This window comes from Sphingomonas sp. (genome assembly GCF_035944535.1).
Classification (GTDB): Bacteria; Pseudomonadota; Alphaproteobacteria; order Sphingomonadales; family Sphingomonadaceae; genus Sphingomonas_B.
Window position 1 is genome coordinate 125,007 of record NZ_DASZBC010000006.1, and the last position, 21,591, is coordinate 146,597.

Below are 21,591 nucleotides of genomic sequence, written 5' to 3' on the forward strand. Positions count from 1 at the left end.
GGGAGAGCGTAGCAACTGATAGCGAAGTCGGCGCGTCAACTGGCCCAATCAATCCCCCTTCGTCCTGGCGCGTTCAGCGCACGCCTCACCGCACCTTAGTCAGGTCCCGATGTCAAGCGGGGATTGGGATCGCAAAGCCGTTCATCCACAACGACTTAGATGCCCCTCTAAGCTTAGGCAGGCGGTTCGCTGGCAGGCACCTTCTCAAAAACCACCCAAACTTGCCGGCAGAACAGATTGTAGAAGCGCACGGGCGATCCGAATCCCCACAGCAAGGCGCTTATGATGACGTCGATCGGGCGAAGGACGGCGTAAACGGGAATCCCGATCATCGCCACCAATGTGCCCAGCCGTTCGCCAAGTTCGCGCCTGGAGAGGTGGAGAAGCCTGCGCATCTCGACGCCTCTGACCAGGTAGGAAAATCGCTGAACTCCGCACAGGACGCCGTCTGTGCCATATTCGAAACGGGGCTCGAATGCTGCCGGGCGAAAGCCTTGCGGCGTCCGGCCGGTCAGGAAATCTGCAGCCTCTTCGAGGTTGAAAAAATATTTGTGGCGTTCACCGACGCCTTTCGGCTGAGGAGGCAGGCCGTACCCAGCTTTATGGGTCACGTTCGTGCCCCGCAAAAAGCTCATCGGGTATTTGACCCAGTTATTTGGCAGAGAAATGATAACCGACTTCCGAGCCACCCGAAACAGCTCGTCATACGCATTATAGATATTGTCGATATGCTCGAGCACGTCGGTGCAAAAGACAGTGTCGAAACTTCCGTCGGGGAACGGAAGGCCGCCACGTTCCAGATCTACTACAGTCTCGGGAAGGACGGCATTGGGCTTATCCGCGACATGATAGGAGCCGCCGATATCGAGCGGGTGATATGCGTCGCCGAATGCCTGCGCGAACACCGTGGCGTTTCGGCCCGCGCCCACGTCCAAAATCGTGCCATGGATGTACGGCGCCAGCTCTTCGATGATGAAGCCTGAGCGCCCCTGCGGATGCTCGTATTTCCGTGCCCACGGGAGGAAGGCCGCAGCTCGCGAAAGTTCCTTGCGCCAACCGGCAAAGCCGGGGCTCCGGCCCGAACTCACGTCGATCGAATGAACTGCCCGGACAGCGGCAGGCATAGACAACTCCGTCGGCAAATGCGTTGGCTCGAGCTGGCAGCGAAGGGCCGGCTTGCTCTTACTCCCGAATCGGGAGCGACCGGAGCCCGCTAGAGCATTGCGGATGAAAGAGGAAGAACTTGCTATTCAAAAGGCGCTTGCTTGCGGCGCCACTTCGGCAGCTTAGCCAGCAGCTCGCGTTCCTGCCGCGTGAGCACGAAGAAAAGGAGTGCGCACAGGTAGAGCAAGCCTGCCAACAGGAATGCAGCCGAACCGGCTTCGAAACCAATCCGCGTCCAGGCCGCTTTAGCGCCGCCAAGCAATGCAAGGCCCAGGACGAGCGAGAAAAGGATCGGGCCGAGGAGCACGGTCTTCGCGAAGCTGCCGTAGGAAAAGCCATTGGCTTGCCTGATCCCGTTGAAAGTGATTGCGGTAGTTGCAAGGCCGGTGACGAGGAGGGCGGCAAGTACGCCGTTCAATTGGTACGGATAAATCAGCGCGAACATCAGAATGAGAAAGGTGACGTTGACCAGGAAATTAAGTCCCACGACACGGCGGTAGTGCTCTGCCTTTGTGAAAGTGGCTCCCCCAAACGACACCAAAAAAGCCGTCAGCTGCCACAGCATGAAGAGACGGAGCTGATCACCAAGGAATGCGTAGCGCTGCCCCACCCATAAGGTGAGTAGTTCCTCTGCGTATATCAGGACGATCGCAGAAATCGGTACGAACACCAGAAAGCTGAAGCGCATTCCCTTCAGTACCAGGCTTTTCTTAGCCTCTGCTCCGCCATCGACCGAGTCCAGCATGACTGCAAACGGCATCACGGCGGAATTCACTGAACCTTGGAATGCCTTTAGCGCTCTCGGAATGCGATTGATGATCGTGTAATATGCTAGGTGAACCGGTCCGAGAACAGCTCCGATCACGATATCGGGAATCTTCAGATAGACGAGCCAAGAAGCGCTGTTCAGAAAGACAAGGCCGGACATGCCCGCCACACGCCGTAAGCTTTGCAGTGACGCATATTTCGGGTTGATGGAAAAGATTTCTCGGAAGCGAACACGCCCCAACACCAGAAAAGATAGAAAGGCTGTTGCAATCACAGCTTGTTCTAGGAGGACAACTGGAAGAATCCTGTCCGTGATGAACAGCAGGGGAACCGCGAGAAGAGCAAAGACAAGCCGCTCTCCCGCCTCCCAGCTCTTCAACATACCAAGTTTCTGTGTCCCGGAGTAGAATGCCTTAAGGGCAAGGATCGGAAAGCCAATGGCAAGCCCGCCGACCTGAACGCAGAAGGCGGTGAGCATCTCCACTCGGAAGGCAGCCGGGATGTTGAAGACCGCTATGAAGTGCTCATGACCCACCAAGATGATGGAACTCGAAATCAGAATACCAATCGCCGCAAATAGCGCGAAGCTGGTAACAAGAAGCCGTCTGAACTCATCCAATCTATTCTCGGTGTGGTATTTCACGAGATAGCGGACGATAGAACTCTGGAAGCCAAGCTCCGCAAGTGAAACGAGTCCACTCATGCTAAATATCTGTAAGGTGAGCCAAAGGCCGTATTTCTCCGGCCCTAAGCGCCACAGCATAAACGGAAGGAGCAGCAACGCAGTGAGCATCGTCACCACCTGATGCCCAAAGCTGAAAGCCGTGTTCCTGAAGAAACGCCGCTTGCCCGTTTCGATAGCGACCGAGTCGCGAGGGCGGGATTGCGGGTCTGACATAGCTTCGCTCTATCAGATGGCGGCTTGAGCCTGCACGACCTTCTCGTCCTGACGGGCAGCCGAGATCATGATCCACCCTCCAGCTTCAGAGCAGACGGCCGGCGTGCCCGGGAAAGCCTTGTTCACTCTGTCCAGAATTTCTCGCACTTCGCCCATGCTGAAGTTTTTGCTCTGTCGCTTCCGACGCAGCTGGCCCCGACTGATCATGTCCACCAGGACAAACCAGCCGCCCTGTCCTAAAAGTCGCTGCACCAAAGAAGTGGTGATGACCTTTAGCTTGGGCCGGCCAAGATCAGACACGAGTGGTGCAGCAAGGCATGCGTCCACCTCGTCGCTTACCCGCTCAGCCGCTTCTCCATCGATCGCGAGGTAGAAGGAGTGGATCACATCACGGCTCGCCTTTGTCACTTCGGCGGGCGCAGGCAGACAGGTGCCGGTCGTTACCAGCTCGACCAGACCGACCAGTTCCTCCATGCTTTGAACATGCTGGCTGACCGCAGAGGGTCCTGGAATCCTCAGGACCGGATCGTCCAGCCAGGCTGGCGTGACTGCCGGCTTGTCGAGCATCCTTGCTTCGACGGCGGTCGAACAGTTGAGATGAATGAGCATGCTCGATTGCGCCAACCACTCGAGGGAAGTGCCCTCCTGATGAACGCTGAAGTTCGGCAGCTTCGTCAAGCGCGAGTAGTAGCTAGCGTTCTCGAAGGGATGTGGCCGCAGGACGAAGCTCGTCTGTGGGAGGCGCTTCGCCAGCTCAGCCATGAGCGCGAGCATGCCATCCAGCGTACGCTTTGCGGCTGACAGATAATCGTCGGCGAACTTCGTGTCGAAGCCCACTTTCAGCGCCACACGCCGCTCATTTGCTGTACCGGACGAAAAACGCGGGTTTACTCCGGGGAAGTTGGTGTTGATCAGCACAAAGCCGGACTCAACCGCAGGCCTGCGCAAGGCGGGCCTCCGATCGGGAGCGCAGAGATCGTACCGCGGACAGCCGGTGAGCTTGACGGCGTCGCCCAGTATGGGCTGCAAAGCTTCAAATTGCGCAGGCCCCCAGGCGCAATAAAGGTCGACATTTCCGATGGCGCCGCCATGAGCCACTAACGATGCGAACTCGACCGGACTGCGCCCGCCAGCACCTTCCGTGTCCATCACAGCAACCTTGATGCCTTTGCGGCGATAGCTCTTCAGCAGATTGACGTTGTTGGGCCGCACGTAGTTCGCGATGACCATCTGCGGCTGCACGTCCGATACGGCAAAGGCTTGGCTGTACATCGGTATGAGGAAGGCTTGATGACCGCGGTTCGCCAACGCTCGGCCCAAAAGGACATTGCCTTCCAGGTCTCGCAATGGATTGTCCACGATCAGGCAGATGCGTGCCATGGGGAAGGGCGCTGATCGCCTCAAAACCAGCGTTCAAGCTTCGCCAGCGCTTCCCAGAAGCCGGCGCCATCGTTCTTGTGCCCCTGCCAGATCTCCGGGATGAACGACGCTTGGGGCGCACGCCGGTCTAGAATCTCCGCGACCATAGCGAAGTCCATGGTGCCTTCGCCGATCTGGAGGCCTTCACCATCCACACCTTCGGCATCGACGACATGAAGGTGGCCGGTGAGTGGAGCAACCTGCTCCAGGAACTGCGAAAATGACTCGCCCTCATGGGTGCAAGCCAGCTGGGAATGCGAGAGATCTAGGCAGACCCGATAGCCATGCTCCGCTGAAAAGCGCACGATGTCGTCGGCCGACATGAAGAGATTATGATAGCGCTGTCCGCCGAAGTGCCACGGGAAGGGCGGCATGGTTTGCAGAATGATCTCGACGCCCTCCTGATCTACCTGCCTTAGAGCATCGGCAATCATTTCGTACATCGGCAGCCGCGATTGAGCAGGGATCGGGCGGTCGAGCGAAAAGCCTCCCGCATTGATGATGATCATCGGCCGCTGAGCGCGCGCGAAATGGGGCTTCAACTGGCGGGTCAGCTCTGCGACGCGGTTGAGCTCCGCAATGGATCGTGCGCGATAGGCGGGATCGGGGGCGCAGAGATCCATGATGTGATCGCCGGCGAAGAGTTCGGGTGAGTGAACGACGAGATCGAGGTCATAGACGCGGTCCCCCAAGTGCCGCTCGACGGGCTCCTCCATATCCTTATAGCTGAGGTGGAACTCGACGAGATCGAGGTTCGTCGCATCGACCATCTTCTGCAGGTCGTGATATCTGACGGGCAAGCCGAACGGCCGACGGAAAGTGAAATGGCGAGCGCCGTACGCTGCCTCCTGTAGATCCGAAGGGTAGAAGAAATCCCCTTCCGCAAGATCTCGCGGCGCGGGGCGCCCGATCAGCTGTTTGCGGTAATAGGGCTGCAGCCCCTGTCCAGGGCTGCGGACTGACAGCATATCATCACTCAGGATCGTGCCTCGAGCGATTGGGACCGCTGCAACGAGACTTTTGGCCAGAACCTCCCGGTTCATCATCTCGCCTTGGGTCAGGCGGCGCTCACCCGCATTTCCCAAGGACTCTTCCACCTCACGTATACGGACGACCATCTCTCGGAACTCGTCCGGAAGCAGGCTTACCCTGTGATCGTTCCCCTCCATGCTTCGATCGACCGTGAAGTGCTTCTCGATCAGTTTGGCGCCCATGGCGACTGCCGCGAGAGGCACGGCATAGCCGCGCTCATGTCCCGAATAACCAACGAGGCTGCCGCCGATCCGCTTGAGCCGCTCCAAATATCTGAGATTGATGTCCTTGAAGGGAGCCGGGTAGGTCGAGTTGCAGTGGAGCAAGATAAATGGCGCGCTGTTCTGCTGCAGAATGGCCACGGCGTCCTTGATCTCGTTCTCTGTCGACATCCCTGTCGAACAGATGATGGTCTTGCCTGTTTTCGCCATGGCAGACAGGAGATCGTGGTTGGTGAGGTCGGCCGACGCGAGCTTATAAGCGGGCATGCCGTAGGCTTCGAGCCGCTCCAGGCTCTCATGATCCCAAGGCGTGCACAAGGGGATGATGCGACGGTCCTTGCAGTGGTCGAAGGCTTCCACAAGCTCATCATCGCTCAACTGGAAGCGGGAAAGCAGATCCAGGGTGTATTGAGCGCCTAGGTCCGCACTTGTGTCGTTCGCGTCCCCCGCGTTCCGGTACAGCTTGGCCATGTTGCGCATCTGGAACTTGGCGCAATCGGCGCCTGCGTCGGCGGCCAAGTCGATCAGTCGCTTGGCCAGATCTAGGCTGCCGTTATGATTGTTACCGATTTCGGCGATGATAAATGCCGGCGACTCTTCATCCAGAACAAGATGGCCGATGCTGACTTCCGCGCGCTGCCGCCATGCAATGGCGACAAGATGATTGTGCCGGTCGACTAGCGGAATAAAGCCAATCCGGTCGGACAACCGGCTTTCGATCTCGGCCGACGCTGAGTCTATCGGAGCCGACACAAAGTCTTTGTTGGCAACCGTGAGCGCCGTCACGTCCAGCGACAGGTCTTCCTCGCGCGTCAGCCACCGCCTGACGTCGCCGTCCGTCAGTACGCCTTCCAACTGGCCGGACCCGGAAACGCAGAAAACAACGCGAGCCTTGTTCGAGCTGATCTTCCGCAGCGCATTAACCAGATCGTCTTCTGAAAAGACGATATACCTGGAAATATTCTTATCGATGAGCATGAGGAACTTTCGTGAACAGCGCGTCGAGGACGGCGAAATCGATCTCTGTGTCGATCTCCCAACCTTCGATTTCGTTCATCTGGAACAACGAAATACGGCCAGACAGGCGGTTTCGGGAAGCTTTGAACGCGTCGATCTTGGTGATGTATATCGACCCAGTCTCCCGATACCATCTGGTGCTCTCGGTTAGGTCCTGCCTCCTGGGTCGGGCACGATAATCGTAGAGAGCTTCTACCTGTTCGGTCCGCCGCCAAAAGAAATGATGGTTTTCAACGACCCCGAGCAGAGAGTCCGCTTGCTCCGAGGTAAACAGATGGTGCGCACCATCGAGCGTGCCGGGCAGCCGCAGCGGAGAGGTCGGCTGTAGCAGCATCACCTGGTCGAAATGCTGCCCGGACTGCTCGAGATGATCAATGGCGTGCGCCATCACGGGTTCCGTGGCCGCCGTATCGGTCGCCAGTTCGGCGGGCCGCAGGAAAGGGACATCGGCGCCGTAACGCCGCGCGACTTCCGCAATCTCCGGCGCGTCAGTGGAAACGACGACTTTCGAGATGCAATTCGCGGCGAGCGCCTGCTCGATCGACCAGGCGATGAGCGGTTTGCCGGCAAGCAGCCGAAGGTTCTTCCCCGGCACTCCTCGAGAGCCGCCTCGGGCGGGTATGATCGCCACACACGTCATGGCCGTCAGGCGATCGCATCCCAGCTGAGCGGCTCGCCCCGACGCAGGTCCCGAGATGCGCGCCGGCCGAGCACGTCGGGAAGGTGAACCGGTTCCAGTCCATAGCCCGGCCGTATCGATCGCACGGACTCACGCGTCAGCGGATCACCGGCCCGCACATCCGCGACGACATAAAGCGAGCGCCGGAACTGCTTCGAAGCCTCTTCCGACCGGCACAGATCGTAGCTGACCCGGCCCAATGACTGCCAGGCGCGCTTGCAATCCTTGACTAGGGCGCTGAACTCCTCAGGCTCCAGGCTGAATGCGGCATCCGGCCCGCCGTCTGCTCGGCGGAGGGTGAAATGCTTCTCGATGATGCTGCCGCCCAGGGCGACCGACGCAACCGACACTGCGCTGCCGAACGTATGGTCCGACAGCCCAGAAACGCAGTTGAAGGCATCTCCTAAGTGCGGAACCGTCCGAACATTGGAGTCAGCGTCAGGCGCCGGATAGGAACTGACGCAGTGGAGCAGCGCCAGCTCCTCGCAACCATTTTGCCGAGCTGCTTTGACAGCTTGGTCAATCTCAGAAAGACTGGCCATGCCCGTTGAAATAATCATCGGCTTGCCCTTCCGGGCTACGTGCGCAATCAGCGGAAGATCGATCGCTTCGAACGAGGCGATCTTGTAGGCCGGCGCACCCAGCTCAGCGAGGAGATCGGCTGCGGATTCGTCAAAAGGTGTCGAGAAAATCGTGACGCCCCGTTGCCGCGCCCTCTCGAACAAGGCTTCATGCCATTCAAAGGGAGTCTGCGCCTCGAGGTAAAGGTCGTAAAGGCGCTTGCCGTCCCAAAGCCCACCATCATGGACGAAGCCTGGACCGTCGTGATCGATGGTGATCGTGTCGGCGGTGTAACTTTGAATTTTGATCGCATCGGCCCCTGTGGCCGCGGCCGCATCGACCAGCTGCAGTGCGCGATCTAGGCTGCCATTGTGATTACCCGACAACTCGCAGATCACATAAGGTTCGAAGTCGCGCCCGATCTTGCGGCCGTCGATCTCTATCGAGGGGAACATTCCGAAATCTTTCCTGAAGGCGGAGTTCGCTTAGCCGAGCTTATCCGCCTGAAACAACTCTATTAGAGGAGGGAGGTCCGTCAAACTTGCAATGCGAAACTCGGCCTCCTGGCTCTCCGAAGCAGGCCGATTCTTATGCTCTCCAGTTAGGACCCTCACGGTCCGCATACCCAACGGCCGCAGATTGACGAAATCCTTCGCTGGGTTGTCGCCGATATAGACCATGTCCCGCCAATCGCATCTTTCCCGCGATCGAATTCGCTCGAAGCAGAGGGTCGATGGCTTTGCGTTCGCTATGCCATAGCGGTGCGTGATGAAAACCTTGCGAAACAGAGGCTCTATCGCAAGTGCCTGCACCTTGCGGAGCTGCACGAGCTTGTGCCCGTCCGTAACCAGGTAAAGCGGCCATCTGCGGTACCGCCTCAGCAACTCCGCAGCTTCGGGCGCAAGTTGAATGTCAGGCTCGTGCTGGCGATAGGTTCGAACGGCTTCCGCGACCAGCGTGGCAGATCTTCGTCCATGGGCGGCCAGCCACTCGTCGAACACAGCACCGCGGCCCTCCCGGTCCAGAGTCTCCAGCATCGATCCATACGACTGCTCTGCAGGCCAGCCGAACCGCCGCTCTCCCCAGGCCGCTACGGCCCGAAACCCGCTCTGCACATAGGTTCGCTCTACGTAGAGGGTATCGTCCAAGTCAAAGATCAGGATCATCGACATAGATGTCAGCGGGCAAGCGGACCTGCCGGATGGGTCGGGAAGTGGGCTGAAACTGTATATGGCTGAGGTCCTCGCCTGCGATCTCTGCCAAGCTCCAATAGAAGCTGTCGACGCCGGCCGCGATGCCCAGAGTCGAGGCACCTCCGAAACGCGCATTGCACTCAATCACATGCACCTTGCCCTCGGCGTCGATCAGCGCTTGCACGACCACGGGGCCACTAAGCTCCAACACTTCGAGCACCCGTGTGAGCAGTTCCTCGATCCGCTCTTCGCGGAAAGTGGTGGTTACCTGGGATTCGCCATTGACCACTCGGTCACGGGTCCGGAGAACGATACCCTTCACCCGGTGCCGGCCATCCAGCCATGCATCTGCGCTGATTTCCTTGCCCTCGACAAAGGGCTGGTAGATGGGACTATCGAGCGTCTCGCCATGGAGCAGCGCTTCGCTCCGGCCAACAGCGATGGCAATCGAGCGGCTCCCGGCGCCGAACCGTTCCTTGACCACGAACCGGCTGCAAGCGAGTTCGTCCGGGGTCGTGGCTGTTTGGATGAAAGGCAGGTTCGCACTCGCACCGAATTCAGCGAAGGCGAGCTTGTCGACGCATCGGCGAATACTGTTCACCGGGGACGAGATCAGCGTGATCCCCGCTTCCTTAAGAACATCGCGGCGCTCTGCCCAGAAGAGGAGCTCGCCGTCGCGCGTAGGAAGGATGGCCGTAATGCCGCGGTCACGGCAACCCGCAATGATCGGATCCAAATTCTCCACCGTGGCGCGCGGCATCAACCAGAAATGGTCGGCTGTGTGGCGGCTCAATGCTTGGTCCGACATGTCGCCGGCCACGATCTTGGCCTCGGGATCGATGCGCCTGGCGGCTTGGGCGAGCGCGCGGATCAGCGAGATCTTACTGGATGCGCTGCTGACTAGAATGTTGCCCAAGCGGGGAGCCGCTTCGTTGCGGCCTTGCCGGGCCGTTTCGTGCGCGATGATCTCGGGAATGGCTGTTTCCAGATCGTAGCGCGGCCGCCACCCGGTTGCGCTTTCGTAAAGCGTCAGATCCGCTTGGGAGGCCTCGAACGCTATGTCGGATGCTTCCACGCGCGCCCGCATCTGAGGGAAATGCTGGCGCAGCACGTCGACAACATCCTGGACCCTCCGCGACCGACCCGTTCCCAGATTGACGATCCCCTCGATCGGGGCCTCTGCCAGCCTGATCAGGCCTTCGGCCGAGTCTTTCGCGTAGATATAGTCGAAGCGCCCTTCCGGCCGATAGACAGCGATCTCTTCGCCGTTCAGCAGCATGCGCACCCAGCGCGAGATCACGTCTCGCGAATTCCGGCCGTAACCACGATAAATGCGCGCGCAGACGCTCGAAAAGTGCTGCCTTCGGAATTCGTTCAGAAATCGCAGCTCGATTTCATGAGAGAGCTTGGCCATTCCCGTCAGATTTCGGGGAAGCACCGGATCGTCCTCGCGCAGAGCGCGCGGCTGCTCGACAGGCTTGGCGAACTGGTAAAGCTGAGGATCGTAGATCAGATAGCTTGACGCGAAGACCACTCGTTTCAAGCTGGAGAGATCCTTGGCCAAGCTCATGATGTGGTGGCTCAACCGGACGTTGTGCCGGAAGTTCTGCTCCCAAAATTCGTAGCTTTCCGTCGATCGTTCGAACGTCGCGGCGAGGTGTATGATCAGCTCCGGACCGAAGCCTTGCAGCTCCCGGAGGGTCATGTCGTTGAGGTCGCCACGCCGGTAGCGGACCGCCGAATCGAAGCTCGCCGGGCGTGGCTTCAGATCGCCGACGAGCACCTCGGCGCCTTGTTCCGCCAGCATCGGGACCATTTCAAGCCCAATGACGCCAGCGCCTCCAGTCACGAAGACGCGGCGACCCCGCAAGGAAGGCAATTCAATCGTCATCGCGTAGGCAGCCATGGATAAGAGAGTCGGTGAATTGGCCGTCGATAAGGACGTGGCGGCGCATCACGCCTTCCAACCTGAAGCCGGAGCTCTCCAGCACTTCCACATGGTGGCGCCGGATCGCGTACGTCTCGGTCCAGACCCGCTCCAGGCTAAGGTCGGTGAATGCTGCCTCTTTGAGCAGCGCCAAGAAACTCCCGAAATAGTCGGAATAGACCTGTATCTCCGTCGTCAACTGCGGCTTCAGCAGAAACGACACCTCCGCGCGCCGATGCTCCCACGCCACATGAACCAAGCCGCCATAGCCGATCAGGTTCCGATCTTCCTCATAGGCGAGCAGGATATTGGCGGGCTGCGGCTGATCGAGTGAAGGCCAAATATGCTGTTCGAAATAGGAGATTTGCTCTTGGCGCGTGATCGCCTTGGCCTGTCGCAAAACGCTCATCTGGGCATTGCGCCACAGGCGGATGGATTCGATATCGTCGCGACCTACGGCGCGCAGCCGCCGCTGGCCGTTGCCCACTGCCGGGCGCGGCATGCACGCATAGCCTTGTTCCCGCGTTTGCACGGCAGCAACGCTCAATCGATAACCAGATAAGAGACGAGCGGATTGGAGGAATCACGTCTCAGCGCGTAGCGCGAAAGCCCTAGCACCTCGCGCACCGCAACGGTCTCACCGGGGAAGTCGGCGCAGTTGAGTTCATCGAACGCAAGCACGCTGCCTTTGGTCAGGTAGGGGAGCAACGCTTCGAGGCAGTGCTTGGTCGGCTCGTAGAGATCGAAATCGAAATACGCCAATGCGACGATCGTCTCGGGATGCTTCTCCAGATAGTCGGGCAGCGTCTTGGTGGCATCCCCCTTCACCAGCTCGAATTTGCGCTTGTGCGCAATGGGCGCATTTTGCTCGTGGAAGCACAGGATCTTCTCGAGCCGCGCTTCCCATCCCTCCGATACACCATATTGGCCCTGGTGCACCTTTCCCCCATCCTGCGCGTGCACCGAGGGAAAACCGCTGAAAGTGTCGAAGCCGATGATCTTGCGGTTATAGTTGAAGGGCTCGAGCATTCCCCGAAGATTGGAGAAGAGCGAAAGGTTCTGACCCCAGCGGACGCCGAACTCCATGATCGCGCCATGGACGGGCAAGATCATGTCATAGAGCTTCTGCATCAGAGTGATGCGAGACAGGTTCTGTCGCGTCAGGAACACGCCGAGATTGTCGAGCAGTTCCCCGTCGGGGATGCCGGCATTGCGCAGACTATCGGCCAGCTCAAGCTTGCGCTCAACCTCGTTCTGAGTTGAGCCGACCAGAGTGTCGATCCGGCGGGGCGCGTTCATTGTGTAACTCGATCCTCTCGGTGCATCAGGAATGCGATGATGTTCCGGCCCAGGCCAACCCGTGCCATCGACCGGTAGAATTGGTTGACCTCGTCGGCCGGTTTGGCCGCAAGCAGTAGTTCGAGCTGGATCCGCGCACGGTGAGCCGACGGGCCTTGCGCGCGGTCTCTGACATAGTTGGAGCCGTCGTGCAGCAAGAAGAAGTCGATCGGGAAGTCGGCGAGCACGTCTTTGACTTCCCAGCCCACCGATCGTGCGGCGTTTTCAAGGCTTTCGCGCCGAAAATAGGATAGATGATCCGGCAGGGCGATCCAGAAGCGTTCGTCGATCGCGCCGCGCTCGAGCAGGTGTTCCTGATATTCCGATCCATCGTTCGGCACCGTCACCACAAGGACGCCAGTTTCGGCAACCAGCCGCTTCAGCGAGCTCAACAGGCCGATCGGATCGATAACATGTTCAAGCACGTGCTTGAGCCAGACAATATCATAACGTCGCCCGCTCTCGATCCTTTGCTCGAGCAGTTGGAACACATCTCCTGCTTCCGCCTTGGCCAGCAGGTCGGGGTTCATCTGGGCCAGGCCTGCCGAGCTGAAATCGATACCGTCGACGGACCAGCCATGGTCCGAGAACCAGCGCATCGCGAACCCTTCGCCGCACCCCACGTCGAGAAAGGAGCCGCCTTCCTCCTCTTGCCTCAGTCTGCCGGCGAGGGCGGCATGTTGCTCTGTTTTAGCTCGGAAATAGGCGAGTTCTTCGTCCGGATAGGATTTCCTGTAGAGAGCCTTTTCCTGCTGATAATAGGTTTGCGCGTAGTAGGCGCTCAGTTCCTCCGCCGTGGGCGGTTCGGCCACGTGCAGAAAGCCCAGGGGATGACGCTTCAGACGCGGATCGATCATCCGAGCAGTCTTTCGTGCTTCCATTCGGCCAGGCGCCAGTCTTCTTCGGTGTCGATGTCTTGCACACGGTCCGGCGGCAGCAGGACCGACCCGGTCCGCTCGCCGAAGAGCAGGCCACTCTGCCGGAACGGCTCAACCTTGAACCAACACCATTGCCCGGCATCATGATAAGCCACGGGCAGGTCCTGCGAACGCGCGTTCACATTCTCTGGAAAGTTCATGGCGATCCGCCCGTCGGGCAGGCGCTTCAGCGAGCGCCAGATCGGATAGCTGAACGCCGAAACGGGAAGGACGCAATCCCATCCCTGCTGCAAAACCTTCAGCCCCTCTGCCAGATCCTCCGCGGTGACGAATGGCGCTGTGGGGTAGAGGCTGCAGGCAGCGTCGAACATTTGCCCTTGGCCTTCCAGCTGGGCCAGAACTTCTTGCAGAACGTCCGCCGTTGTCGCGAAATCGTTCGAGTTCCTTTCCGATCGCAGAAAGGGTACCGACGCGCCCAGTTCTGTCGCCGTTTGCGCGATTTCTTCGTCGTCAGTGCTGACAAGAACTTGTTCGAAGAGGCCACAGGACCGAGCAGCCTCAATAGACCATGCAAGAATCGGCTTTCCGCGAAACGAGCGGATATTCTTGCGCGGAATGCGCTTGCTGCCGCCCCGCGCCGGTATGATGGCCAAATTCATGGCCTAAAGACGGGTGCGAAGCTCGTCGATCACGCGATCCTGATCCTCGTGCGTCAAGGCCGGGAACAGTGGAATCGATAGCGCGCGGTCGTAGAACGCTTCTGCGGCCGGAAAATCCCCGGGCTTGAAGCCTCGGCGGCGGTAAAATGGCTGCAGGTGGATCGGAATGTAGTGCACATTCACTCCAATGCCGGCTTCACGAAGTTGCGCGAACAGCGCCGCGCGCGTGCAGCGGGCTTCATCGGAGAGTTGAACCGCGAAAAGGTGCCAACTGGCTTGCCGATCCTGGGGCACGTGGGGGAGCAGCAACGGCAGCCCCGCGAGCTTGTCGAGATAACGGCGGGCGAGTGCTGACCGCGCCGCAGCCATCGGCTCCAATCGCTCGAGTTGCGACCGGCCAAGCGCTGCCTGGATGTCGGTCATCCGATAATTGTAGCCGAGTTCCTGCTGCTCGAAATACCACGCTCCCTGGCTCTGGTCCTCCATCGCTTCGGGATCGCGCGTGATGCCATGCGTCCTCAGCATTGCCATTCGAGCAGCCAGCCGATCGTCCTGCGTCGTGATCATGCCGCCTTCACCGGTGGTGACGATCTTCACCGCGTGGAAGCTGAAGACGCATGCGTCCGCATATTGCCCCCCGACCGGCCGCCCCTGATAGGCGGCACCGGTGGCATGGGAGGCGTCCTGAAGGATCTTGAATCCGTACCGATCCGCCAACTGCCTGATGTCGGCCAGGTCGCAGGGGATACCGGCAAAGTCGACCGGGATCAGCAGATCGGGCAAGCGGCCGGCGCGATCGGCTGCCGCCAGCTTTTCCGTCAGTGCTTCGACGGACAGATTGCGGGTGAGTGGATCGATGTCCACAAAGTCCACGTCAGCACCGCAATAAAGCGCGCAGTTCGCCGACGCCACGAAGCTGTTCGGCACCGTCCAGACCAGGCTCCCGGGACCGATATCGAAGGCCAGGCAGGCGATGTGCAGCCCGGCCGTGGCATTGCTGACCGCCATTGCATGCGCAACTTCATGCTTTTCGGCAAAAGCTTCCTCGAAAAGCTGTATCTCGGGTCCTTGGGTAACGAAATCAGCTCCGAGTACACGGAGCACGGCTGCCCGATCCGCCTCGTCAATGTCTTGCCGGCTGTAGGGGATGAATCGCATGTGCGTTTCAGCCATGATCCTTGGCGTTCTCGACATGCCGCGCGATCAGGGCCTGGAGCTCCACAACCGAGAGGAAGTGATCATTGTCGCCGCTATTGTAGGAGAAGCCTTCCGGCACGGGCACCGCTCCGGTTCGTTCGCAATAGGAGGCGGGATCGAGGATGTCGGAGCTCGGCAGTATGGCGTAGAACTGCCCTCGATCCACCGTGTTGAGACTGTCGCTGACGGTGATCATCTCCTCATGAATCTTCTCGCCGGGGCGAATGCCGATCACCTCGAACTCGCAGTCAGGATTGATCGCACGCGCTACATCAGTCACGCGGTATGACGGGATCTTGGGAACGAATATTTCGCCCCCCTCAGCGTTCTCCACGGCCCAGAGCACCATATCGACACCTTCCTGCAGGGAGATGTTGAAGCGGGTCATGCGAGGATCGGTGATCGGAAGGGTTTTGTCGTGTCGGCGGGAGAGGAAGAACGGCATGACTGAGCCGCGGCTACCCATGACGTTCCCGTAGCGGACAACCGAGAAGCGAATGCCGCGATCGCCTTGAATGTGGTTCGCAGCGATGAACAGTTTGTCCGAGCAGAGCTTGGTCGCGCCATAAAGATTGCTGGGCGCGGCGGCCTTGTCGGTGGACAATGCCACCACGCACTTCACATCGCTGTCCAAGCAGGCTTCGACGACGTTCTGAGCGCCCATGACGTTCGTCTTGATGCACTCGAACGGATTATACTCCGCCGCCGGCACTTGCTTCAGAGCAGCTGCGTGGATCACAATGTCGATCCCTTCAAAGGCGCGTCTCAGCCGGGCGGCATCGCGAACGTCACCGATGAAGTAGCGTAGCCCCCGGTAGCGCGAGCGAGGAAATTGCTGCTCCATCTCGAACTGCTTCAGCTCGTCCCGCGAATAGATGACGAGCCGTTTGATGTCCGGATACTGCTCGAGAACACGGGCGACGAATGCACGGCCGAAGGAGCCGGTGCCGCCGGTAACCAGGATCGATTTGTCCTTGAGCATCTTGATCTTTCGGGTCCTTTGCGGCGCGACCAGAGGGCGCCACATGATTGCGTTAGATTGTCTGATGGCCGAAGCGGCTTAGCCGCATCCGAACAGGCGAGGTGCCGGCCTTCAGCGTCATCTGAATCCATTGAAACGGGCAGTTCGGCGGCACCGCATATTCGACGCGCACAATATTTCCAACCGCGGAAACCTTGCTTGGCAGTCGAGGCGCGGAGCCGCTGGAGGCAGGGCACGTGATGCTGGTCTGGAAGGATTGAGGCCGTCCCTCCAGCGGCTCGACCGCGAAGCTCAACCGGTATCTGCCAGGCGCGTTGCGCGTCAGGCGCCGCAACACGTCGCCGGTAGCGTTTTGACTAGCGTAAAGCTCGAACGCGTTATTCTCGTCGTTCGCCTCGGCGCCGAAATCGGGGCTTTCGACCGGCATCCATTCGAACGGTCGATAAGGACGATGCTCTTCCTTGGGAGTCAGCAGCATTGCCCGCTTGTAGGTCAGGTAGCTGCTATAGGCCTCCGGATATCGGCGCTGCTCGACCAGCCCTTCCACGATCGCGTGACCAAAATCCTGGGAAGCGGCTTCAGAGCGCAGCGGCAAGGCCGGGACGAGCAGGGCGAACTGGGGCATCAACTCGGGGTTTTCGAGAACCCAGCTGGACAGGTTCCGCAACCAGACCGGATTGGCAGCGATCACGCAGCGGATCGAGGGAAGGAGTTCCCTATCGGTGGCGGCGTTCAACAGCACCGGAAAGAGGATGCTTCCCACCGAAGGCTTCACTTTGAGCGCCTGGTCGTAATGGTGAAGCGCCTGATCCACACGATTGCGGGTGACGGCCAGCTCGATCTGAAGAAGCTGAACACCCACTTCGCGGCGCGAAGCCTTGCTGGCCAGGTCGAGCAAAGGAGCGAGGCGCGGCGAGCTAGCTGGCTCGGTGGCGGCAATGACGCGAAGGGCGGCGGGGTTGAGCGGGTCGGCTGCAAGAGACTCGAAAGCCAGACTGCGCGCGCGCATGAAGCGGCCGCGACCAGCGGCCGTATCCGCCAGCAATGCGTCCGCCTTGTGGGTTTTGGCGGGAGCGAGACTCGGATAGAGCTGGAGCGCGAAATCCGGCCGGGCCTTCTCGGCGAGACGGGCGACGGTGTAGGCAGAAGCCGCCGCGGCGCCGGCGAGTCCGATCAGGGCAGGCAGCAGCAATGGCCGCGCTTCGCGCGCCAAGCCGCTCCACTTCTTGCTGCTTCGTCCCTTCAGCATCAGCTCAGGCCCCGGCCGGCTCCGCCGTACGGTCGCCTTCGGCATTGCCGTATTTGTACCGGAAACCATAACCGTAACCATATTCGGAATAACGATCCTCGAACTTGGTCAGGATCACGCCCACGATCGGCGCATCGACGTCGCGGAGTCGGGCGAGGGCCGACCGCAGACCGCGCACAGCGACTTCACCCGCTTGAACGACGAAGATGACGGCCTCGACCGTCTTGCTGAGCAGCGGCGCATCGGCGAGACCGAGGATCGGCGGCGAGTCGATGATCACATGCTGGTAGCGGCTTTCCAACTCACGTACGAGCTGGAACATCCGGTCACCGCTGAGCAACTCCGCGGCCGAGGGCGGTTGAGGCCCTGCCGACAGGAAGTCCATGCTGGGCCCGACATTCCGGATTTTGTCTTGCAGGTTGCCGTCACCAGCCAGATAATTGCTGAGGCCCTGCCGGTTATCCAAATCAAGCGTTTTGTGCAGCGAAGGAGAGCGCAGGTCCGCATCGACGATGATGACCTTGCGGCCCAATCGGCTGAGCACTGCGGCCAGGGCGAGCGACGAGGTGCTCTTGCCCTCAGCCGGTTGAGCGCTGACCATCATCAGGCTGCGCGGAACGCCATGGTCGGTCGAAAAGGCGAGGCTGGACCGCACCGATAGATAGGCCTCGGCAAGCAGCGACTTCGGATCGCGAAGCTCGTCGGCGATGACGATTTCTTCGGACGCCTTCGGAACGCTGCCGAGCAAGGGGACGCCGATGAGCTCCTGGACCCGCGTCGGATCGCGCAGACCCTCGTCCGCCTGTTCCAGGAGGAAGATCAGGCCGATCGACAACAGCAGGCCGAAGATCGCACCCAGCGCAAGATTCAGCAGAAGCTTGGGCGAGGAGGGGACGTTAGGCGCTTTGGCGGTGTCGATGATCGCGATGTTGTTCGCGCTGACACCGGCGACGCCGATTTCCTTATAGCGCTGCAGCAGACCATCATAGAGTTGGCGGTTGGTATCCGCCTCGCGCTGGTAGATGTTGTACTGGATGGACGCCCGGCGCTGCGAGTTCAATGCCGAGGACAGCTGAGCAACGCGGTTGCGCAAATCCTGCTCGCGGGCGGCAGCGGCCGTATATTCCTGTGAGATGCTGCCCCGTACGCGGGCCTCCTCGCGCGCGATGCTGCGATCCAGTTCGCGCACTCGGCTTTCGAGGGCGCGAGCCTCGGGGTAACCCCGTTCGAATTGAGAAAGAATCTTGGCGAGGTCACCGGCGGCGTCGGCGCGGCGCTCCCGGAGCGACGTAAGCGCTGGATTGGTGACGCCGGCTTCGCCCGCACCGCCTGGCGCAAGCCGTGCCTCGGCAGCGATGCGATCCGCCGTCGCGGCTACCAACGCCTTGTTGAGCGCCTCCAGGCTGTCTGAAGTAAGTGTTCTCTCCTGCGCCGGGCGGCCGTTTTCCGTCGGCGCACTGCTGAGCGTGATGATGTTCTGATTGGCCGCGTAATTGACCAGGTCGCGCTCCGACTGTTCAAGTCGTCCCCGCAGCTCGTTAAGCCTGTTCTCCAGGAACTGACGCGCTTGCGCGGTGGAGTCGAACTTGCGCGCGATGTTCTGGGCAATGAACTCCTCTGCCCAGGCATTCGCGATCCGGGCCGACATGTCGGGCGATGTGCTGGTATAGCTGATGTCGACGAGCGAAGAGCCCCGAATAGGCGAAATCAGCACGTTTGTCAGCAGCAGTTGGACAGCGGCGCGTTGCTTATCTTGCCTTTCGGCATTTGCCGAGCGCCTTGGCCCCGAACTCAGAACTCCGTCCTGATCGGGATCGATGCCGTGCGCCTCCCAGAAGCTGTCGGTCCGATCCAGGCGCAATCTCCGCACCACGCGCTCCGCGAGGGATTCCGCTTCGAGCAAGGAATATTGCGTCTGATAGAATTCGAGGTCGCGGCCAACTTGATCGCTCTCAATCCCCTCGACATTCGTGACGTTCTTCTGTTCGCGGCTGATCTCGATACGGGTCGTCGCCGTGTATTTCGGCGTGGTCAGGAGGGTCACGACAAGAGCGGCCATCAGTGACAGCCCCAGAACCGCGATGATGACCCACTTGCGGCGCTGCAGAAGGTGCAGATATTGCACCACGAGCGGCGTCCCGGCCTCTTCCGGCTTTTCTGTGGCTATCCGCGACGTCAGCTGGGCGAGCGCGCCATCGGTGATGTTCATCATGAACTGGCTCTTGCTTAATTATTCTGAAGGGCAACGACGATCGGCGCGGTCAGCAAGGGCGCAGCCTGCAGCACATCCTTGAAGATGCGGCGGGCCTGCGAGTCGCCGACCACGACGATGTCGTTCGCGAAAATCTCGGGATCTGCATAAGCGCCGCGACGGATCGCACGCAGATTATATAGCGCTGCGTATTGAGCGCCGCTGACCGTTCGGAATACCACGACATCGTCGAGCTTGGCGAACTCCGCTGTACCGCCCGCCGTCGCAACAGCGCGCATCAGGGTCATGCGGCCGATTACCGGATACAGACCGGGCTTTATGACCTGTCCGTCGACGGTCACCACTTGGCTAACGGTCTCCTCCAGGTTCACGGTGACCTGAGGGTTGCGGATATAGTTGCCGGCCAGCTTGCTTTCGAGTTCCTGCGCGATCTCGTTGGGGGTGCGGCCCGCTGCCTGGAAGGATCCGACCAGCGGGAAGCTCGCGCGGCCGCTGGCGTCCACCTGAATTTCGCGTTCGCTCAGCTCCTTGATCCCGAACACGTCGATCTTGAGCTTGTCGAAGGGTCCGACGAGATAGGGCCGTTCCTGGGAGAAGAGGTCGACGCGCGCAGGGGGCGGCAGCTCCGCGCTGGGCACGACCCGCACCGCCTGGCTGGACTGAAGGCGGCCCGAGCCGGCGCAAGCGGTCAGCAAGCTGCCGAGCATCACGGCGAGAGCGGCACTACGAACGAACATCTGTCTTCCAATCCTGTCGGATGAACTATCCCGCGGCAGCCAATTTTTCGACAAAGCTTAACAGCTTCAGTGCTTTAGGCTCTTTCTGCATCGGGACGCCAGCCAGAGAGCCATGCTACGGCAACAGCGAATAGGCAAGCAAGCGAAGGCGTGCGGAGCGGATAATCGTAGACGCTGCCAATGGCAAGTATGAGGACGATCGCTGCCCCCAGCCGTGCCGTAACATGCTCAAAGCTTGGCCGTTTGTTCTGGTCGCGCACCACTCGAACAAAAGCGCGCCCCAAGAACCAAGCTGCCGCTCCGATCAGGATGGCGCCGGGCAGGCCGGCCGTGATGAGAAGTTCAAGCCAGTCATTATGCGCATGGTTCAGGTATCGCGGGGATAGGAGGCGATCCGGCTCGACCACCTTGTACACTTCGACGAAGGTGCCCAACCCGCTTCCGAACGGGAAATATTGAGCGACGAGGTCGAGCAGCGGCTGGAGAATGTTGAACCGGAGTTCGGTCGCTTGGGCATCCTTGAAGAGCCGGGTAAATGAGGACGATCGAGCGACAAGGGCTGTGGTAATCACCATGGCGGCGATCAGCCCACCGACAACCGCGATCCGCAAGCCAAGACGCGGCGCTTGCCGCCTCGCCTGGGTGTAGGCGGTCGGATCCTGGTACACAAACAGGGCCGTCGCCATTCCGACGATCGATAGGAGAATACCCGCTCGCGAGCCGGTCACGAGAATGAAGGGTATGATCAGAATGCTCATCGCAATCGCGAACTGCCGGCGTGGCTTGGCGCTTTCACGAGAACCCCGCTGGACCGACGCGGCCGCGGCGAAAATCGGAAATGCGAGGGTGAGCAGCATCGCCTGATGGTTGCGGTTGGCGAGCAGGCCGACGGCCGCGTCCTCATTGGTGACCCGGTAGATGTAGAATGCGTTGCCGGGGGCGCCGATGATCTGGAGCAGGCCGACCAGGCCGCTGACTATGATGATGCCGCCGAGCAGAAGAACAAGCACGTGCAGGCGCTCACGCCCGGCACATAGTGTGAGCAGCAAGGCCGCCAGGGGAGCGAAGCTTGCCCAAAAGCTGTTCCAGGTTCTCCAGGGGACAAGCGAGAGCGGGCGCCATGGTTGCGCGAGTCCGGTTGCCTCAGCAACGTTCCAGGCAAGCTCTCGTCCCGGCAAGCTGCTCCAGAGAGCTGGCGGCAAAGGAATGAGATGAAGCAGCGCAAGGGCCGGGAGAGCGAAAGCCAGCACCAGCAGGATGCGATAGTTCCGCAGCATACCTGTGCCCCATGCGAGGACGACAGCGGCGGTGAAGAAGAGGACGGACAAGGGTCGCAGGATCGCCAGCGACAAAATATCGTCTCTCGCGCTCCCCCCGGTCAGAAAAACGAGCACGAGCAGGGCAACCAACGCGCCCGAGCTCACGCGCGCCTTCGAATATCTGGCATTCGGCACGATCTG

At 60.2% G+C, this 21,591-nt stretch carries 18 protein-coding genes; all 18 read right to left on the reverse strand.

What is annotated here, in order from left to right; translation table 11 throughout:
• Nucleotides 1-173: 173 nt before the first annotated feature.
• Nucleotides 174-1,124 (reverse strand): class I SAM-dependent methyltransferase, encoded by a 951-nt coding sequence (locus tag VGT77_RS05525; RefSeq protein ID WP_327460380.1) that lies wholly within the window; start codon nucleotides 1,122-1,124, stop codon nucleotides 174-176.
• Nucleotides 1,125-1,246: 122 nt separating this feature from the next.
• On the reverse strand, nucleotides 1,247-2,830 hold the full coding sequence (locus VGT77_RS05530) for an oligosaccharide flippase family protein (RefSeq protein WP_327460382.1): 1,584 nt from the start codon (nucleotides 2,828-2,830) through the stop codon (nucleotides 1,247-1,249).
• A gap of 12 nt (nucleotides 2,831-2,842) precedes the next feature.
• Nucleotides 2,843-4,210, reverse strand: coding sequence for a surface carbohydrate biosynthesis protein (locus tag VGT77_RS05535; protein WP_327460384.1), 1,368 nt, complete (start codon nucleotides 4,208-4,210; stop codon nucleotides 2,843-2,845).
• Between the two features lie 20 nt (nucleotides 4,211-4,230).
• Nucleotides 4,231-6,480 (reverse strand): N-acetylneuraminate synthase family protein, encoded by a 2,250-nt coding sequence (locus VGT77_RS05540; RefSeq protein ID WP_327460386.1) that lies wholly within the window; start codon nucleotides 6,478-6,480, stop codon nucleotides 4,231-4,233.
• Complete coding sequence (locus tag VGT77_RS05545) at nucleotides 6,467-7,159, reverse strand: acylneuraminate cytidylyltransferase family protein (RefSeq protein WP_327460388.1); 693 nt, start codon at nucleotides 7,157-7,159, stop codon at nucleotides 6,467-6,469. The genes VGT77_RS05540 and VGT77_RS05545 overlap by 14 nt, the downstream gene beginning before the upstream one ends.
• Nucleotides 7,160-7,164: 5 nt before the next feature.
• The gene (pseI, locus tag VGT77_RS05550; RefSeq protein ID WP_327460390.1) at nucleotides 7,165-8,214 is read right to left on the reverse strand and encodes a pseudaminic acid synthase; all 1,050 of its coding nucleotides are present in this window, start codon (nucleotides 8,212-8,214) and stop codon (nucleotides 7,165-7,167) included.
• Between the two features lie 30 nt (nucleotides 8,215-8,244).
• A complete protein-coding gene (locus tag VGT77_RS05555) occupies nucleotides 8,245-8,925 on the reverse strand; it encodes an HAD family hydrolase (protein ID WP_327460392.1) in 681 nt (226 codons plus the stop codon).
• Nucleotides 8,909-10,858 (reverse strand): NAD-dependent epimerase/dehydratase family protein, encoded by a 1,950-nt coding sequence (locus tag VGT77_RS05560; RefSeq protein ID WP_327460394.1) that lies wholly within the window; start codon nucleotides 10,856-10,858, stop codon nucleotides 8,909-8,911. Before VGT77_RS05560 ends, VGT77_RS05555 begins: the two co-directional genes overlap by 17 nt.
• The gene (locus tag VGT77_RS05565) at nucleotides 10,833-11,381 is read right to left on the reverse strand and encodes a GNAT family N-acetyltransferase (RefSeq protein ID WP_327460396.1); all 549 of its coding nucleotides are present in this window, start codon (nucleotides 11,379-11,381) and stop codon (nucleotides 10,833-10,835) included. The genes VGT77_RS05560 and VGT77_RS05565 overlap by 26 nt, the downstream gene beginning before the upstream one ends.
• Before the next feature lie 41 nt (nucleotides 11,382-11,422).
• Complete coding sequence (locus VGT77_RS05570; protein WP_327460399.1) at nucleotides 11,423-12,178, reverse strand: class I SAM-dependent methyltransferase; 756 nt, start codon at nucleotides 12,176-12,178, stop codon at nucleotides 11,423-11,425.
• Nucleotides 12,175-13,074, reverse strand: a complete 900-nt coding sequence (locus VGT77_RS05575) for a class I SAM-dependent methyltransferase (RefSeq protein WP_327460401.1) — start codon at nucleotides 13,072-13,074, stop codon at nucleotides 12,175-12,177. Before VGT77_RS05575 ends, VGT77_RS05570 begins: the two co-directional genes overlap by 4 nt.
• Entirely contained in the window at nucleotides 13,071-13,754 is a 684-nt protein-coding gene (pseF, locus tag VGT77_RS05580; protein WP_327460403.1) for a pseudaminic acid cytidylyltransferase, read from the reverse strand. The genes VGT77_RS05575 and pseF overlap by 4 nt, the downstream gene beginning before the upstream one ends.
• 3 nt (nucleotides 13,755-13,757) lie before the next feature.
• Complete coding sequence (pseC, locus tag VGT77_RS05585; RefSeq protein ID WP_327460405.1) at nucleotides 13,758-14,927, reverse strand: UDP-4-amino-4,6-dideoxy-N-acetyl-beta-L-altrosamine transaminase; 1,170 nt, start codon at nucleotides 14,925-14,927, stop codon at nucleotides 13,758-13,760.
• Nucleotides 14,920-15,978 carry a UDP-N-acetylglucosamine 4,6-dehydratase (inverting) gene (pseB, locus tag VGT77_RS05590; RefSeq protein ID WP_327460407.1) on the reverse strand — a complete coding sequence of 353 codons (1,059 nt, stop codon included), beginning with the start codon at nucleotides 15,976-15,978 and terminating at the stop codon, nucleotides 14,920-14,922. The genes pseC and pseB overlap by 8 nt, the downstream gene beginning before the upstream one ends.
• A 7-nt stretch (nucleotides 15,979-15,985) precedes the next feature.
• A complete protein-coding gene (locus tag VGT77_RS05595) occupies nucleotides 15,986-17,182 on the reverse strand; it encodes a hypothetical protein (protein WP_327460409.1) in 1,197 nt (398 codons plus the stop codon).
• Between the two features lie 4 nt (nucleotides 17,183-17,186).
• Complete coding sequence (locus tag VGT77_RS05600; protein ID WP_327460411.1) at nucleotides 17,187-19,394, reverse strand: GumC family protein; 2,208 nt, start codon at nucleotides 19,392-19,394, stop codon at nucleotides 17,187-17,189.
• A gap of 14 nt (nucleotides 19,395-19,408) precedes the next feature.
• Complete coding sequence (locus VGT77_RS05605) at nucleotides 19,409-20,131, reverse strand: polysaccharide biosynthesis/export family protein (RefSeq protein ID WP_327460413.1); 723 nt, start codon at nucleotides 20,129-20,131, stop codon at nucleotides 19,409-19,411.
• Nucleotides 20,132-20,205: 74 nt separating this feature from the next.
• Nucleotides 20,206-21,540, reverse strand: coding sequence for an O-antigen ligase family protein (locus VGT77_RS05610; protein ID WP_327460415.1), 1,335 nt, complete (start codon nucleotides 21,538-21,540; stop codon nucleotides 20,206-20,208).
• Between the last annotated feature and the right edge of the window lie 51 nt (nucleotides 21,541-21,591).

Coding starts and splice junctions, on each gene's coding strand:
- VGT77_RS05575 (WP_327460401.1), bottom strand. CDS start 13,074: ATGATCGATCCGCGTCTGAAGCGTCATCCCCTGGGCTTTCTGCACGTG.
- VGT77_RS05595 (WP_327460409.1), bottom strand. CDS start 17,182: ATGCTGAAGGGACGAAGCAGCAAGAAGTGGAGCGGCTTGGCGCGCGAA.
- VGT77_RS05560 (WP_327460394.1), bottom strand. CDS start 10,858: ATGGCTGCCTACGCGATGACGATTGAATTGCCTTCCTTGCGGGGTCGC.
- pseI (WP_327460390.1), bottom strand. CDS start 8,214: ATGTTCCCCTCGATAGAGATCGACGGCCGCAAGATCGGGCGCGACTTC.
- VGT77_RS05525 (WP_327460380.1), bottom strand. CDS start 1,124: ATGCCTGCCGCTGTCCGGGCAGTTCATTCGATCGACGTGAGTTCGGGC.
- VGT77_RS05535 (WP_327460384.1), bottom strand. CDS start 4,210: ATGGCACGCATCTGCCTGATCGTGGACAATCCATTGCGAGACCTGGAA.
- pseF (WP_327460403.1), bottom strand. CDS start 13,754: ATGAATTTGGCCATCATACCGGCGCGGGGCGGCAGCAAGCGCATTCCG.
- pseC (WP_327460405.1), bottom strand. CDS start 14,927: ATGGCTGAAACGCACATGCGATTCATCCCCTACAGCCGGCAAGACATT.
- VGT77_RS05555 (WP_327460392.1), bottom strand. CDS start 8,925: ATGATCCTGATCTTTGACTTGGACGATACCCTCTACGTAGAGCGAACC.
- VGT77_RS05545 (WP_327460388.1), bottom strand. CDS start 7,159: ATGACGTGTGTGGCGATCATACCCGCCCGAGGCGGCTCTCGAGGAGTG.
- VGT77_RS05565 (WP_327460396.1), bottom strand. CDS start 11,381: ATGCCGCGCCCGGCAGTGGGCAACGGCCAGCGGCGGCTGCGCGCCGTA.
- VGT77_RS05570 (WP_327460399.1), bottom strand. CDS start 12,178: ATGAACGCGCCCCGCCGGATCGACACTCTGGTCGGCTCAACTCAGAAC.
- pseB (WP_327460407.1), bottom strand. CDS start 15,978: ATGTGGCGCCCTCTGGTCGCGCCGCAAAGGACCCGAAAGATCAAGATG.
- VGT77_RS05600 (WP_327460411.1), bottom strand. CDS start 19,394: ATGATGAACATCACCGATGGCGCGCTCGCCCAGCTGACGTCGCGGATA.
- VGT77_RS05605 (WP_327460413.1), bottom strand. CDS start 20,131: ATGTTCGTTCGTAGTGCCGCTCTCGCCGTGATGCTCGGCAGCTTGCTG.
- VGT77_RS05530 (WP_327460382.1), bottom strand. CDS start 2,830: ATGTCAGACCCGCAATCCCGCCCTCGCGACTCGGTCGCTATCGAAACG.
- VGT77_RS05540 (WP_327460386.1), bottom strand. CDS start 6,480: ATGCTCATCGATAAGAATATTTCCAGGTATATCGTCTTTTCAGAAGAC.